The following is an 11,891-nucleotide window of genomic DNA, read 5'->3' as shown; positions in this document are numbered from 1 at the left end:
TAGATGCTCCGGCCAATCTCCAAGGTTTGCGTCTTGCCGCCTCGTGACAACAATTTGCCTAGCTTGGCTCATGACCCGCCCGGCCCCTCTGCTAGACGACGCTCAGCAACCCAACGAGGCCGCCCCATGCGAAAACTGATCTCCACCGGTTCGCCCTTCGAGAAGACCGCCGGCTATTCGCGTGCCGTGGTGCAGGGCGACTGGTGTTTCGTCTCCGGAACGACCGGTTACGACTATGCCACTATGACGATGCCGGAGACGGTCGAGGCGCAGACGCGCAATTGCCTGGCGACGATCGCCAAGGCATTGCAAGACGGCGGCTTCGAGATGGCCGATGTGGTGCGGGCACATTACTATATCACCGATGCGGCTTTCGTGGATGTGGTGTTCCCGATCCTCGGCGAGGCCTTTGGCGAGATCAGGCCGGCGGCAACGATGATCGTGTGCCAGCTCAACAAGCCGGAGATGAAGATCGAGATCGAGGTGACGGCGCTGCGGCGCACAGCCTGATGCCTGCCACGGTTGCGACAACGACACGGTTAGCATGAGGATCGGCCAATGGTGAAGGTCAGGCGCATCGTTGCAAACATAGACACGCAGGATATCGCGGCGGCAAAACCCTTCTATCAGGATGTGCTCGGCCTCGATCTCAAGATGGATATGGGCTGGATCGCTACCTACGGCTCGCAAGAGACGATGTCCGTGCAGGTCAGTTTCATGGCCGAAGGGGGATCAGGAACGTCGGTGCCGGACATCTCTATCGAAGTCGACGACGTCGATGCCGCGCTTGAAGGCATGAGGACGGCCGGCTTTGCCATCGAATATGGTCCGGCGGACGAACCCTGGGGCGTGCGGCGCTTCTTCGTACGCGACCCGTTCGGCAGGCTGGTCAATATTCTTTCGCATCTGTAGGCGTTTTGGCTTGAGCATCGGATTCTCCCAAAACCGGTCTCCACTTTTGGGTCCAATGCTATGAACCGCAGGCTTGCGCGCCGGCTGCTTGGCGTTTAGCAAGGCCGCGTTCATGCGCTAAACAATCGGGACGGTTCTCATGGCTTCGAAAAATCTTCTCCTGCTTGCCGGCGACGGCATCGGCCCCGAGGCGATGGCCGAGGTGAAGAAGCTGATCGCCGCCATGAACGACAGGCTCGGCAGCGATTTCGTCACCGATGAGGGCCTTGTCGGCGGCTGCGCCTATGACGCGCATGGCGCGGCGATCTCCGATGCCGACATGGCCAAGGCGATGGCCGCGGACGCAGTGCTGTTCGGCGCCGTCGGCGGACCGAAATGGGATGCGGTGCCTTACGAGGTGCGCCCGGAGGCGGGTCTGCTGCGGCTGCGCAAGGACATGGAGCTGTTCGCCAATCTTCGACCCGCCATTTGTTATCCGGCGCTGGCGGCGTCCTCCTCGCTCAAGCAGGAGGTGGTCGAAGGGCTCGATATCCTCATCGTGCGCGAGCTCACCGGCGGCGTCTATTTCGGCGAGCCGAAGCAGATCATCGATCTCGGCAACGGCCAGAAGCGCGGCATCGACACCCAAGTCTACGATACGTTCGAGATCGAGCGCATTTCGGGCGTTGCCTTCGAGTTGGCACGCACGCGCAAGAACCACGTCACCTCGATGGAAAAGCGCAATGTGATGAAATCTGGCGTGCTGTGGAACGAGGTCGTCACCCAGACGCACAAGGCGCGCTATGCCGACGTCAAGCTCGATCACATGTTGGCCGATGCCGGCGGCATGCAGTTGGTGCGCTGGCCGAAGCAGTTCGACGTCATCGTCACCGACAATCTGTTCGGCGACATGCTGTCCGACATCGCCGCCATGCTGACCGGCTCGATCGGCATGCTGCCGTCCGCCTCTCTCGGCGCGCCGGATGCGAAGACAAAAAAGCGCAAGGCGCTCTACGAGCCGGTGCACGGCTCGGCGCCCGACATCGCCGGCAAGGGCATCGCCAATCCGATCGCCATGATCGCCTCCTTCGCCATGTGCATGCGCTATTCCTTCGGCATGGTTGAAGAGGCCGACCGGCTGGAAGGCGCGATCGCCGCCGTTCTCGACCAGGGCTTGCGCACCAGGGATATTCATTCGCCGGGGATGACCGAGGTCGGCACCGCTGAGATGGGCGACGCGATCATCGCCAAGTTCCTGGGCTGATCCCGTGTCGGTCGACGTCCGCTGGGCGACGACCGGGGATGCCGCCGCACTCGCCGCCATGCTTTGCGAAATGGCAGTGCATTACCGGCAGCCGCCACTCGACGCCAGCCAAGCTTTGTCGGCGGCGCAGAAATGGCTTGGCGACGAAAGTCCGGCCTATCCGCATTTTGCGCTCGCCTTCGTCGATGGTGAAGTTTGCGGGCTGGCCTCGGTTGCGATCGCGCATCCCGGCATCGATCTCGAGCGGCTGCTGTTCCTCAAGGACCTATTCGTACGCGATGATGCCCGCAATGGCGGTGTCGGTCGAGCGCTGATGGCATTCCTTGCCGGCCATTGCCTGCGCGAAGGCATCGGCCGCATCGACTTGACCGCCGAGGACTGGAACGAGCGTGCGCTGCGCTTCTACGTCGGGCTCGGCGCGGAGCGCCAGGCCCGGAAGGTCTTCCTCAGACTTTCGAGCGAGGCGCTGAAGGCGATCGCTAAACCCTGACGCCCGCCGGCACCGGCCCCCAAAGGTTTTCACCGACCTTGGATGGGATAAGCCCAAGCGCCAACAGACCCAGCGTGTTGAAGCCGGGAACGAAGTACAGCAAAACGAACCAGCCGCTCAGGCCGATGTCGTGCAGGCGTCGTACCATAAGGGCAAACCACGGCAGGACAGTCAGTAGCAGGAACACGAAGGCTGGCGCATAACCCAAAGCTCCAAATTCCAGGTCGCCTCTGACAGCTGTGATCGCTGCATTGATGAGGACGCCGAACGCAAAAAGCGCGAAGAACACGATCAGCGTGAACAGAAAAAAGCCCCAAAATTCCTTGCGGCGGGCGCGGCCGGTGAAGCTGACATGTCTCACTTTGAATGCGCGCCAGAAATAAGCCCATAATCCGGTGGATTGGGCAGGTTCAACGCCGTTGGGAATGAGGCTGCGGGATTCGGCAGCCCTTGGCCTTCCTGCAATGACGGCGCGCGCAGTCCCATCGTCCGGCTGGAACTCGACGGGTGCGCCTCTGACCAACGCCACGCCGGGACTCAGATCCTCATGCCCGACGATGTAACGCTTGCCGTCGGTTCCATTGATGTATCCGAAACCCTGATCCTGGTCATAATGATAAATCGCGCCGCGCATTGCTTGCCCCCAAATACTGTGCCGTACGGATACTATCCAAGGTTGTTTTCAATTGCAATATGCACGCATGACATGTGCGAATGGAGCGGCTGCGAGGCGCGGCGCCGGCTAAACCCTGACGCCTGCCGGCACCGGACCCCACTGGTTTTCACGCGGCTGGGTCGGGATCAGCGCAAAGATCAGGATGATCACGATGCCGAAGGTCGGGATCAGGAAAAGAAGGAAGAGCCAGCCGGTCAGGCCGATGTCGTGCAGGCGACGCACGTTCAGCCCGAACCACGGCAGGGCTGTCGCCAGTAGAAAGAGGCCGAAAAGGCCGACCGTCACTGCCGGCAATTCACTGTTGTCGAGATTGCCCATGGCGTCGTCGATGAAGACGCCGATGCCTATGACCACGATCAGCGCGATCGTCCAGAACAGGCAATACCCCCAATATTCCTTGCGGCGGGCACGGCCGGCGAAGTTGAAGTAATTCTCGGTTAGACCCAGCCAGAAATCGTTCCACAGGCCGGCGGATTCGGCCGGACTTTGCTCAGCGGAACGGCCGAAATGCTGCGGCTGACATGCCGCTGGCGCATTGCCGGCCTGAGATGGCACGGCGGTTGCAGTGGAGGCGTCGGCAGGCGCACTGCGAGGTTGGGCGCGGATCGAAAAAACATCGCGTGCCCGTCCGCCAGCCGGCTGGAATTCGACGGTCGTACCTCCGGCAACCGATGCTTCGCGGCGCAAATCTTCGCGCGCCAAAGTGTAGCGGTTGCCGTCGGCTCCGGTGATGAAACCAAAACCCTGGTCTTCGTCGTAATGAAGAACTTCGCCGCGCATGTCCTGCCCACCCCCATTTCCCTGCCCCAGAGTGTGCAAAGTTCCGGCAGACCGCAAGGGCGTGCGGAAATGGAGAGTGTTGGCTATTTACCCCGGCCGTTTCTTCGATTTCTTGTGTTTCGCAGGTCCGCCTTCGAACTTCGCCTTGGCCGGTTTTCCGGCCCAGGGCTTCGCCTCGAATGCCGGGCGCTGGTCGGCCGGTGCGCGCTTCTCGAATTTGGGCGCATGCTGATCGAAGGTGCGCTTGCCGCGGTGGGGCTTCTTGTCGGGCCGCGGTTCCTGATAACCGGCTCGCGACAAATCCGGCGTGCCGTCCAGCCGGTTGACCGCAATGTTGCCCTGCAGCTTGCGGTCGGGACCGATCGCAGCGAGGAAGCGCTCGGCCCAGTCCGCCGCGATCTGCACGAAGGTTTCCTCCGGCTGCATCTTGATCGCGCCAATCTCGCGCTTGGAAATGCCGCCTGTCCGGCACAGCATCGGGATCAGCCAGCGCGGCTCGGCGTTCTGCCGGCGTCCGACCGACAGCGAGAACCAGACGCTGTCGCCGAAATCGTCGCGGCGGCTCGGTGGCTCGTCGCGGCGGGCGGCTCTGTCGCCAGCGGGTCTGTCGCCCGACGGCGTGAACGGAGCGACCTCCAAGAGATCCTCGGGCGCCGAGCGGCTGGAGCGGCAGAGACGCACGAAGGCCGCCGCCACCAGTTCGGCGCCACGTTGGGCGAGAAGCGCGTTGACGAAGCCGCGCTCATCGTCCGCCACCGGCTCGCTGAAGACCGGGTCGGCGAGGATGCGTTCGTCGTCGCGGCGCAAGACGTCGTCGGCCGAAGGCGGGCTCGCCCACGTCGCTGCAAGGCCGGCGCTTTGCAGCAGGCGTTCGGTGCGCCTGCGGGCATTGTTGGGCACGATCAGCGCGCTGACGCCCTTGCGTCCTGCCCGTCCCGTCCGCCCGCTTCGGTGCAGGAGCGTCTCCGGGTTGGTCGGCAAGTCGGCGTGGATGACCAGTTCGAGGTTGGGCAGGTCGATGCCGCGTGCCGCGACGTCGGTGGCGATGCAGACTTTTGCGCGGCCGTCGCGCATCGCCTGCAGCGCGTGGCTGCGCTCGTTCTGGCTAAGCTCGCCGGACAGCGCCACGACGGAAAAGTTGCGGTTGTTGAAGCGCGCCGTCAGATGGTTGACGGCGGCGCGGGTGTTGCAGAACACCAGCGCGTTCTTGGCTTCGTAAAAGCGCAGCACGTTGATGATGGCGTTTTCGCGATCCGCCTGGGCGACGCTCAGCGCCCGGTATTCGATGTCGAGATGTTGTTTCTCCTCGCCACCAGCCGAGATGCGTACCGCATCGCGCTGGTAGCCCTTGGCCAGCGTGGCGATGGAGCGCGGCACAGTGGCGGAAAACATCAGCGTGCGGCGATCGGCAGGGGCAGCATCGAGGATGAATTCCAGATCCTCGCGAAAGCCGAGATCGAGCATCTCGTCGGCTTCGTCGAGCACCACTGCCTTGAGCGCCGACATGTCGAGCGAGTTGCGGGTGATGTGGTCGCGCAGGCGGCCGGGCGTGCCGACGACGATATGGGCGCCGCGTTCCAGCGTGCGCCGCTCGGTGCGCATGTCCATGCCGCCGACGCAGGACGCCACCGTGGCGCCGGTCAGTTCGTAAAGCCATTCCAACTCGCGCGTCACCTGCAGGGCCAGTTCCCGCGTCGGCGCGACGGCCAGTGCCAGGGGTGCCGCCCTGTGGGAAAAGCGTTCCGCGCCGTCCAGAAGGGTCGGCGCCAAAGCCAGCCCGAAGGCGACGGTCTTGCCGGAGCCGGTCTGGGCCGAAACCAGCGCATCGGCCTGGCCAAGCTCGAGAACCGCCTTCTGCACCGGCGTCAGCTCGACATAGCCGCGTTTTTCCAGCGCCTTTGCCAGCGCGGGAACGATAGCTTCGAAATTGGACATCTTGCTCTTTCGAAATTCGGATTCTTAAATACCCGGCGACGGGTCAAGTGTCGGCAAGCGCCACGGACGGGCGCCACGAGCCAGACGATACCCGTTCGTACTTGGTGCCGCTGGCATTGTACAGGGCGGGCGGGTCGGCCTGGTTGCGATTGACTCTGGACGCAAACCGCGTAAAAGCCGGCACCGAACGGGATAGTTTCGATGCGCGGCCTTCTGATGGCGCTCCTTGCATTCGACATCCCCGGCCCCAATGCGAACCATTGGGCCGGGTGCGTCGCTGCGTCTCCTCGTTCCAGCAAACCCACGTTGTTGCTCAAAAAAACCGGCAAAACGACCACCAAAACGGTCTGATTCCCTTGGCCTAACCACCCTCTCCCGGGTCCGGCCCGGGGGTTGAAACCCGCATCGGCCGGCGGGTTTTCTCCAGAAACCGAGCGGAGAGGGACAGGAGATTTCGATGAGTTTTAAGGTTGCGATCGTCGGCGCCACGGGCAATGTGGGCCGGGAAATGCTCAACATACTGGAGGAACGCGGCTTTCCGGTGAGCGAGGTGGTGGCGCTGGCCTCGCGGCGCAGCCAGGGCACGGAAGTGTCGTTCGGCGACCGCACGCTGAAGGTCAGGGCGCTCGACCAATATGATTTTTCAGACACCGACATCTGCATCATGTCGGCTGGCGGCAACGTCTCCAAGGAATGGTCGCCGAAGATCGGCAAGCAGGGCTGCGTCGTCATCGACAATTCGTCGGCCTTCCGTTACGACCAGGACGTGCCGCTGATCGTTCCGGAAGTGAACCCGGATGCGATCTCGCTGTTCACGCGCAAGAACATCATCGCCAACCCGAACTGCTCGACGGCGCAGCTGGTCGTGGCGCTGAAGCCGCTGCATGACGCTGCCACCATCAAGCGCGTCGTCGTCGCCACCTACCAGTCGGTCTCCGGCGCCGGCAAGGAAGGCATGGACGAATTGTTCACGCAGACGCGCGCGGTGTTCGTCGCCGACACCGTCGACGTCAAGAAGTTCACCAAGCGTATCGCCTTCAACGTCATCCCGCATATCGACGTCTTCCTCGACGACGGCTTCACCAAGGAAGAGTGGAAGATGGTGGCCGAGACCAAGAAGATGCTCGACCCCAAGATCAAGCTGACGGCGACCTGCGTGCGGGTGCCGGTGTTCATCGGTCATTCGGAAGCGGTCAACATCGAGTTCGAAAAGCCGATCACCGCCGATGAGGCGCGCGAGATCCTGCGCGAGGCGCCGGGCTGCCAGGTCATCGACAAGCGCGAGGACGGAGGCTACATCACGCCACTGGAATCGGCCGGCGAGGACGCCACCTTCATCTCGCGCATCCGCGAGGATTCGACCATCGACAACGGCCTGTCGATGTGGATCGTCTCCGACAATCTGCGCAAGGGCGCGGCACTCAATGCGGTTCAGATCGCCGAGATGCTGGTCGAGCGCGGGCTGATCCAGCCAAAGAAGAAGGCGGCGTAGTTTCGCTCACGGCCGTATCGCCGCTAACGCGGCTGGCCTCCGCGGGGCGCCGGACGACCGGCGGCCTGCGGTCGCAGGCACGGCCTTCGGCCGTTAGCGCCCTTCTCCCCGCTCACGGGGAAAAGGTTCCGGCAGGAGGATGAGGGGCAGCGCAGGCGTCTCAAATAGGCAGCAAGGTGCCGGCGTCACAGCCGGTTCTCCTCCGCTAGGTCCAACAGCAACTCCCGCGCCTCCTCCGCCCGGTCGGCGGGCACGAACAGGTGATTGTGGTAGAAGGCCGAGACCGGATTGACGCCGATGCCGGCCGCGGCCAGCCGTGCGGTGATGGCGGCGAGGAAGCCGATCGCGTCCAGCGACGAATGGATGTTGAGCGTCAGCATCCGGCAGCGGAACACGGTTTTCAGTCCAGCGGCCTTGGCATGGTCTTCATGCACGATCAGCGTCATGCCCTCGCGCTCGCGAAATAGCATCACCGGGTGGAGCCTGTCGGGAACGGGCGCATCGGGTGGCAACGTGGTGAAACACATGAACCCCGGCAAGCAATTCCGGCGTCATTGCCGCCAGCAACTGTTTCAGGTCGGTCTCTCCGGCCATCGATTGCTTTCGTTGTGCGACTAGGCGGCTGCTGCGTCGAGCGCTCGAAGACACTTCTATGGATTTTCGATAACGCCCTCCACCTCACCCCGCAAGGTGGACTTGGCCAGGTTCGTTGCTGACTGAACGTACACACCCAAGGTTCGCCGCTGGAGTGAAAAAACTGGAGGCGTGTCGGATCGCCGTCACGGGCCGCGTCCTTGGTTCGAGCTGGCGGAGGAGCCAGTGCTCACAACGACCGGAGGGAACATCAATGACCATGTCTCAGGCAGCACCCGTCTCATCGCGTGCCTTGTGGGCCGGCCGCGTGCTCAGCGCCGTCGTCGTGCTGTTTATGATCTTCGACGGCGTGATCAAGCTACCGCCGCTCGAAATCGTCACCCAGACCATGGTGCAGCTCGGCTGGCCGGCCGATGCCAATGTCTCGCGCATGCTCGGCATCATTGGACTGGTCTCGACAGCGCTTTACGCGCTGCCGCGCACCTCGGTGCTCGGCGCCATCCTGCTCACCGCCTATCTCGGCGGCGCCGTCGCCACGCATGTGCGGATCGGTAGCCCTTTGTTCTCGCACATACTGTTCGGCGTCTATCTCGGCGCCATCCTCTGGGGTGGCCTGTATCTGCGCGATCCAAGGGTGCGCGGGTTGTTCCCATTCAACCAATAGCGGCGACTTCGAAAGCCGTTCGATGGTGGCCACGCCGCCAGAGCGCCGGGCGGCAGCCGATCTTCTTCTTTGGATCAAATCGCCTGGTTGCGAGTTAGGAGGTGCAGCGGCGAGGACGGCACCCTGTTGGAGAGGAACGACAATGAAAAAGGTGATGATCTTGATGGCCTTGCTGGTACCGCTCGGTGCCTGCTCCCGCACTGAGCAAGGCGCGGCAGTTGGTGGCCTGGGCGGTGCGGCGGTCGGCGCTGCGGTGGCCGGCAACCCAACCAAGGGCGCGGTGATCGGCGGTGCGGCCGGCGCTTTGGCCGGTGCGCTGATCGGCCGTGCCAGCGAAAGCGGCCAGTGCCGTTATCGCGATCGTAACGGTCGTGTGTACGTTGCGAGTTGCCCCGAGGGCTATTGATCAGGCCGCACCATGCGGACGAACAGCAAACGGCGGGCAAGGCCCGCCGTTTCGTGGTGGTGGAGATGATTTATTCGGCGCTGGCGGCTTCCGCCTCGGCCGGCGCGGCTGCAGCGGCGGCTACGGCCGCGGCGGCATCTTCCTGCGCCTTCTTCAGCAAGGCTGCGCGCTCCTGCGCCTTCTTGCCGGGCTCGGCCTTCTTCGGGTTGGAGCGGGCTTCGCGCTTGGCGATGCCGGCTTCATCAAGGAAGCGCAGCACGCGGTCGGTCGGCTGGGCGCCATGCGACAGCCAATGCTTGACGCGCTCGGCGTCGACCTTGACGCGTTCGCCGTCCTTGGGCAGCAGCGGGTTCCACGAGCCGAGCGACTCGATGAAACGACCGTCGCGCGGCGAACGCGCGTCGGCGACGACGACATGGTAATAGGGACGCTTCTTCGAGCCCGCACGGGCCAATCGGATTTTCAGTGGCATTTCTCTTCTCCTAAAGCTCTGATTTGGTTGATCGGTTGGTGGCTGGTCCTCAGCCGGTTTTCGTCACGCCGTTGGATGCGGCGATCTGCTCGTGATGGCGGATCACTTCGCGGACGACGAAGTTCAGGAATTTCTCCGCGAAATCCGGGTCGAGATGGGCGTCCTTGGCCAGTTGGCGAAGACGGGCGATCTGCTCCTGCTCGCGCGCCGGGTCGGCAGGCGGCAGGCCATGTTCCGCCTTCAGCACGCCGACTGCCTTGGTGCAGCGGAAGCGCTCGGCCAGCATGTGGATCAGCGCCGCGTCGATGTTGTCGATCGAGGCGCGATAATTGGCCAGCGCCGCACGTGCGTCCGCCATGTCCTTCTCTTCGTTCATGGCGCTCTCACTTCTTCTTGCCGAGGCCATTCTTGCCAAGCATTGGCAGCCCACCACCGCCCGGCAGGCCGGGAAGTTTCATGCCGCCGGGCAGCCCAGGCAGGCCACCGCCACCGGGAAGACCGCCGGGCAGGCCCTTCATGCCGCCGAGCCCGGCCGCCTGCGCCTGCTTCTGCAAGGCTTCGAGCTGCTTGGGGTCCATCTTGGAGAGATCCGGCATGCCGCCGCCCATCATGCCGCCTCCGGGACCGCCTGGGCCGCCAGGCATCATGCCGCCGAGCCCCATCTTGGAAGCGAGGCCGCCCATCATGCCGCGCATCAGGCCGCCGCCTTTGCCCTTGCCGCCCATCGCCTTCATCATGTCGGCCATGCCGCGATGCATCTTCAACAGTTTGTTGATTTCGGCCGCGTCGGTGCCCGAGCCGGCGGCGATGCGCTTCTTGCGCGAGTGCTTCAGAATATCCGGGTTGGCGCGCTCGGCCTTGGTCATCGACGAGATGATGGCGAGCTGGCGGCCGAACATCTTGTCGTCGAGACCGGCGGCGGCCATCTGGTCCTTCATCTTGCCCATACCGGGCATCATCCCCATGATGCCTCCCATGCCGCCCATTTTCGACATTTGCTGAAGCTGGCCGGCGAGGTCGTTCAGGTCGAACTTGCCCGACTGCATTTTCCTGGCCATCGCCGCCGCCTGCTCGGCGTCGATGTTCTCGGCCGCCTTTTCGACGAGGCTGACGATGTCGCCCATGCCGAGGATGCGGTCGGCGATACGCTTGGGATGGAATTCCTCCAGCGCGTCCATTTTTTCGCCGGTGCCGATCAGCTTGATCGGCTTGCCGGTAACGGCGCGCATCGAGAGCGCCGCACCACCGCGGCCGTCGCCATCCATGCGGGTCAGCACGAGGCCGGTGATGCCGACGCGCTCGTCGAAGCTTTTTGCCAGATTGACGGCGTCCTGGCCGGTCAGCGAATCGGCAACCAGCAGGATCTCGTGCGGCGACGACATCTTCTTGATGTCGGCCATCTCGACCATCAGCGGCTCGTCTATATGGGTGCGGCCGGCAGTGTCGAGGATGACGACGTCATGGCCGCCGAGCTTGGCCGCCTGCACGGCGCGGCGGGCGATGTCGACCGGCGTCTGGCCGGCGACGATCGGCAATGTGGCGACCTTGACCTGCTCGCCGAGCTGGCGGAGCTGCTCTTGTGCGGCGGGACGCCGCGTGTCGAGCGAGGCCATCAAAACCTTCTTGTTTTGACGATCGGTGAGGCGCCTGGCGATCTTGGCCGAGGTCGTCGTCTTGCCGGAACCCTGCAAGCCGACCATCATGATGACGACCGGAGCCGGTGCATTGAGATCGATGGCGACGCCCTCGGCGCCGAGCATCTCGACCAATTCGTCATGGACGATCTTGACGACCATCTGGCCGGGCTTGATCGACTTGACCACGGCGGCACCGACGGCCTTTTCGCGCACCTTGTCGGTGAAGGAACGCACCACTTCCAGGGCCACGTCGGCCTCGAGCAACGCACGGCGCACCTCGCGCAGCGCCGCCGAGACATCAGCCTCCGACAAGGCGCCGCGGCCGGTGAGGCCGTTCAGGATCGAACCAAGGCGCTCTTGCAGGGACTCAAACATTGGTCAACCCACCGCGCGACAGCGCCTTGGATTGATTTTGATCCCTGTCGGGCCGATGGCCCTCCACGCTTCTTGTGCGTTCCTGTAGCGATTCAAACATTCTTTTTCCTTTTCCCTGGCACCCGGATGTGCCCGAGAGGTAATGCGTTCGCGCCAACTGTCCAAACAAAAGCCGGTCCGGGCAAAAGCCCAAAGCCAAAAAGCACCCGGGGGCG

Annotated in this window: 15 protein-coding genes; 8 read left to right on the top strand and 7 right to left on the bottom strand. The window is 63.5% G+C overall.

Annotation, left to right across the window (positions count from 1 at the left end):
• Window positions 1-126 precede the first annotated feature (126 nt).
• The 4 genes from NMG46_RS12280 (at window position 127) to NMG46_RS12265 (ending at window position 2,645) form a co-directional block, all read left to right on the top strand.
• A complete protein-coding gene (locus NMG46_RS12280) occupies window positions 127-510 on the top strand; it encodes a RidA family protein (protein ID WP_254817900.1) in 384 nt (127 codons plus the stop codon).
• Window positions 511-561: 51 nt separating this feature from the next.
• The gene (locus NMG46_RS12275) at window positions 562-912 is read left to right on the top strand and encodes a VOC family protein (RefSeq protein ID WP_254818072.1); all 351 of its coding nucleotides are present in this window, start codon (window positions 562-564) and stop codon (window positions 910-912) included.
• 139 nt (window positions 913-1,051) lie between these two features.
• Window positions 1,052-2,155, top strand: a complete 1,104-nt coding sequence (gene leuB / locus NMG46_RS12270; protein ID WP_254817899.1) for a 3-isopropylmalate dehydrogenase — start codon at window positions 1,052-1,054, stop codon at window positions 2,153-2,155.
• A 4-nt stretch (window positions 2,156-2,159) separates the two neighbouring features.
• Window positions 2,160-2,645: a GNAT family N-acetyltransferase gene (locus NMG46_RS12265; RefSeq protein ID WP_254817898.1), complete on the top strand. Its 486-nt coding sequence runs from the start codon at window positions 2,160-2,162 to the stop codon at window positions 2,643-2,645.
• Here NMG46_RS12265 and NMG46_RS12260 read toward each other — a convergent pair.
• The 3 genes from NMG46_RS12260 to NMG46_RS12250 all read right to left on the bottom strand — a co-directional run bounded on the left by NMG46_RS12260 (window position 2,635) and on the right by NMG46_RS12250 (window position 6,036).
• On the bottom strand, window positions 2,635-3,279 hold the full coding sequence (locus NMG46_RS12260; RefSeq protein WP_254817897.1) for a DUF805 domain-containing protein: 645 nt from the start codon (window positions 3,277-3,279) through the stop codon (window positions 2,635-2,637). The two genes, NMG46_RS12265 and NMG46_RS12260, sit on opposite strands and share 11 nt — an antisense overlap.
• Before the next feature lie 108 nt (window positions 3,280-3,387).
• Complete coding sequence (locus NMG46_RS12255; RefSeq protein WP_254817896.1) at window positions 3,388-4,101, bottom strand: DUF805 domain-containing protein; 714 nt, start codon at window positions 4,099-4,101, stop codon at window positions 3,388-3,390.
• Window positions 4,102-4,188: 87 nt separating this feature from the next.
• Entirely contained in the window at window positions 4,189-6,036 is a 1,848-nt protein-coding gene (locus NMG46_RS12250; protein WP_254817895.1) for a DEAD/DEAH box helicase, read from the bottom strand.
• A 201-nt stretch (window positions 6,037-6,237) separates the two neighbouring features.
• Here NMG46_RS12250 and NMG46_RS12245 point away from each other — a divergent pair, with 201 nt between their 5' ends.
• Window positions 6,238-6,387, top strand: coding sequence for a hypothetical protein (locus NMG46_RS12245; RefSeq protein ID WP_254817894.1), 150 nt, complete (start codon window positions 6,238-6,240; stop codon window positions 6,385-6,387).
• Window positions 6,388-6,493: 106 nt separating this feature from the next.
• Window positions 6,494-7,528 carry an aspartate-semialdehyde dehydrogenase gene (locus tag NMG46_RS12240; RefSeq protein ID WP_254817893.1) on the top strand — a complete coding sequence of 345 codons (1,035 nt, stop codon included), beginning with the start codon at window positions 6,494-6,496 and terminating at the stop codon, window positions 7,526-7,528.
• 185 nt (window positions 7,529-7,713) lie between these two features.
• On the opposite strand, the gene NMG46_RS12235 is transcribed toward NMG46_RS12240, so the two are convergent.
• Window positions 7,714-7,998 carry an ACT domain-containing protein gene (locus NMG46_RS12235; protein WP_368389295.1) on the bottom strand — a complete coding sequence of 95 codons (285 nt, stop codon included), beginning with the start codon at window positions 7,996-7,998 and terminating at the stop codon, window positions 7,714-7,716.
• A gap of 377 nt (window positions 7,999-8,375) precedes the next feature.
• Between NMG46_RS12235 and NMG46_RS12230 the strand changes: the two genes are divergently transcribed.
• The gene (locus NMG46_RS12230) at window positions 8,376-8,786 is read left to right on the top strand and encodes a DoxX family protein (RefSeq protein WP_254817892.1); all 411 of its coding nucleotides are present in this window, start codon (window positions 8,376-8,378) and stop codon (window positions 8,784-8,786) included.
• A 142-nt stretch (window positions 8,787-8,928) separates the two neighbouring features.
• Window positions 8,929-9,192 (top strand): YMGG-like glycine zipper-containing protein, encoded by a 264-nt coding sequence (locus tag NMG46_RS12225; protein WP_023680734.1) that lies wholly within the window; start codon window positions 8,929-8,931, stop codon window positions 9,190-9,192.
• A 70-nt stretch (window positions 9,193-9,262) separates the two neighbouring features.
• Here the strand turns inward: NMG46_RS12225 and rpsP are convergent, their stop codons facing one another.
• From rpsP to ffh, 3 genes are read right to left on the bottom strand one after another with little or no spacing between them, the layout of a single operon-like run.
• Window positions 9,263-9,664 carry a 30S ribosomal protein S16 gene (gene rpsP / locus NMG46_RS12220; protein ID WP_254817891.1) on the bottom strand — a complete coding sequence of 134 codons (402 nt, stop codon included), beginning with the start codon at window positions 9,662-9,664 and terminating at the stop codon, window positions 9,263-9,265.
• A 49-nt stretch (window positions 9,665-9,713) separates the two neighbouring features.
• Complete coding sequence (locus tag NMG46_RS12215) at window positions 9,714-10,040, bottom strand: chorismate mutase (RefSeq protein WP_254817890.1); 327 nt, start codon at window positions 10,038-10,040, stop codon at window positions 9,714-9,716.
• Between the two features lie 7 nt (window positions 10,041-10,047).
• Window positions 10,048-11,676, bottom strand: a complete 1,629-nt coding sequence (gene ffh, locus NMG46_RS12210; protein WP_254817889.1) for a signal recognition particle protein — start codon at window positions 11,674-11,676, stop codon at window positions 10,048-10,050.
• Window positions 11,677-11,891: the final 215 nt, after the last annotated feature.

Origin of the sequence: Mesorhizobium sp. LMG 17147, from assembly GCF_024297145.1 — a bacterium.
Taxonomy (GTDB): domain Bacteria; phylum Pseudomonadota; class Alphaproteobacteria; order Rhizobiales; family Rhizobiaceae; genus Mesorhizobium.
This window is presented reverse-complemented; position numbering and strand designations above follow the sequence as displayed.

What these genes read in the sequence shown, in the direction of transcription:
- NMG46_RS12280 (WP_254817900.1), top strand. Translation starts at nt 127, where the DNA reads ATGCGAAAACTGATCTCCACCGGTTCGCCCTTCGAGAAGACCGCCGGC.
- leuB (WP_254817899.1), top strand. Translation starts at nt 1,052, where the DNA reads ATGGCTTCGAAAAATCTTCTCCTGCTTGCCGGCGACGGCATCGGCCCC.
- NMG46_RS12260 (WP_254817897.1), bottom strand. Translation starts at nt 3,279, where the DNA reads ATGCGCGGCGCGATTTATCATTATGACCAGGATCAGGGTTTCGGATAC.
- NMG46_RS12255 (WP_254817896.1), bottom strand. Translation starts at nt 4,101, where the DNA reads ATGCGCGGCGAAGTTCTTCATTACGACGAAGACCAGGGTTTTGGTTTC.
- NMG46_RS12250 (WP_254817895.1), bottom strand. Translation starts at nt 6,036, where the DNA reads ATGTCCAATTTCGAAGCTATCGTTCCCGCGCTGGCAAAGGCGCTGGAA.
- NMG46_RS12245 (WP_254817894.1), top strand. Translation starts at nt 6,238, where the DNA reads ATGCGCGGCCTTCTGATGGCGCTCCTTGCATTCGACATCCCCGGCCCC.
- NMG46_RS12240 (WP_254817893.1), top strand. Translation starts at nt 6,494, where the DNA reads ATGAGTTTTAAGGTTGCGATCGTCGGCGCCACGGGCAATGTGGGCCGG.
- NMG46_RS12235 (WP_368389295.1), bottom strand. Translation starts at nt 7,998, where the DNA reads ATGCTATTTCGCGAGCGCGAGGGCATGACGCTGATCGTGCATGAAGAC.
- NMG46_RS12230 (WP_254817892.1), top strand. Translation starts at nt 8,376, where the DNA reads ATGACCATGTCTCAGGCAGCACCCGTCTCATCGCGTGCCTTGTGGGCC.
- NMG46_RS12225 (WP_023680734.1), top strand. Translation starts at nt 8,929, where the DNA reads ATGAAAAAGGTGATGATCTTGATGGCCTTGCTGGTACCGCTCGGTGCC.
- rpsP (WP_254817891.1), bottom strand. Translation starts at nt 9,664, where the DNA reads ATGCCACTGAAAATCCGATTGGCCCGTGCGGGCTCGAAGAAGCGTCCC.
- NMG46_RS12215 (WP_254817890.1), bottom strand. Translation starts at nt 10,040, where the DNA reads ATGAACGAAGAGAAGGACATGGCGGACGCACGTGCGGCGCTGGCCAAT.
- ffh (WP_254817889.1), bottom strand. Translation starts at nt 11,676, where the DNA reads ATGTTTGAGTCCCTGCAAGAGCGCCTTGGTTCGATCCTGAACGGCCTC.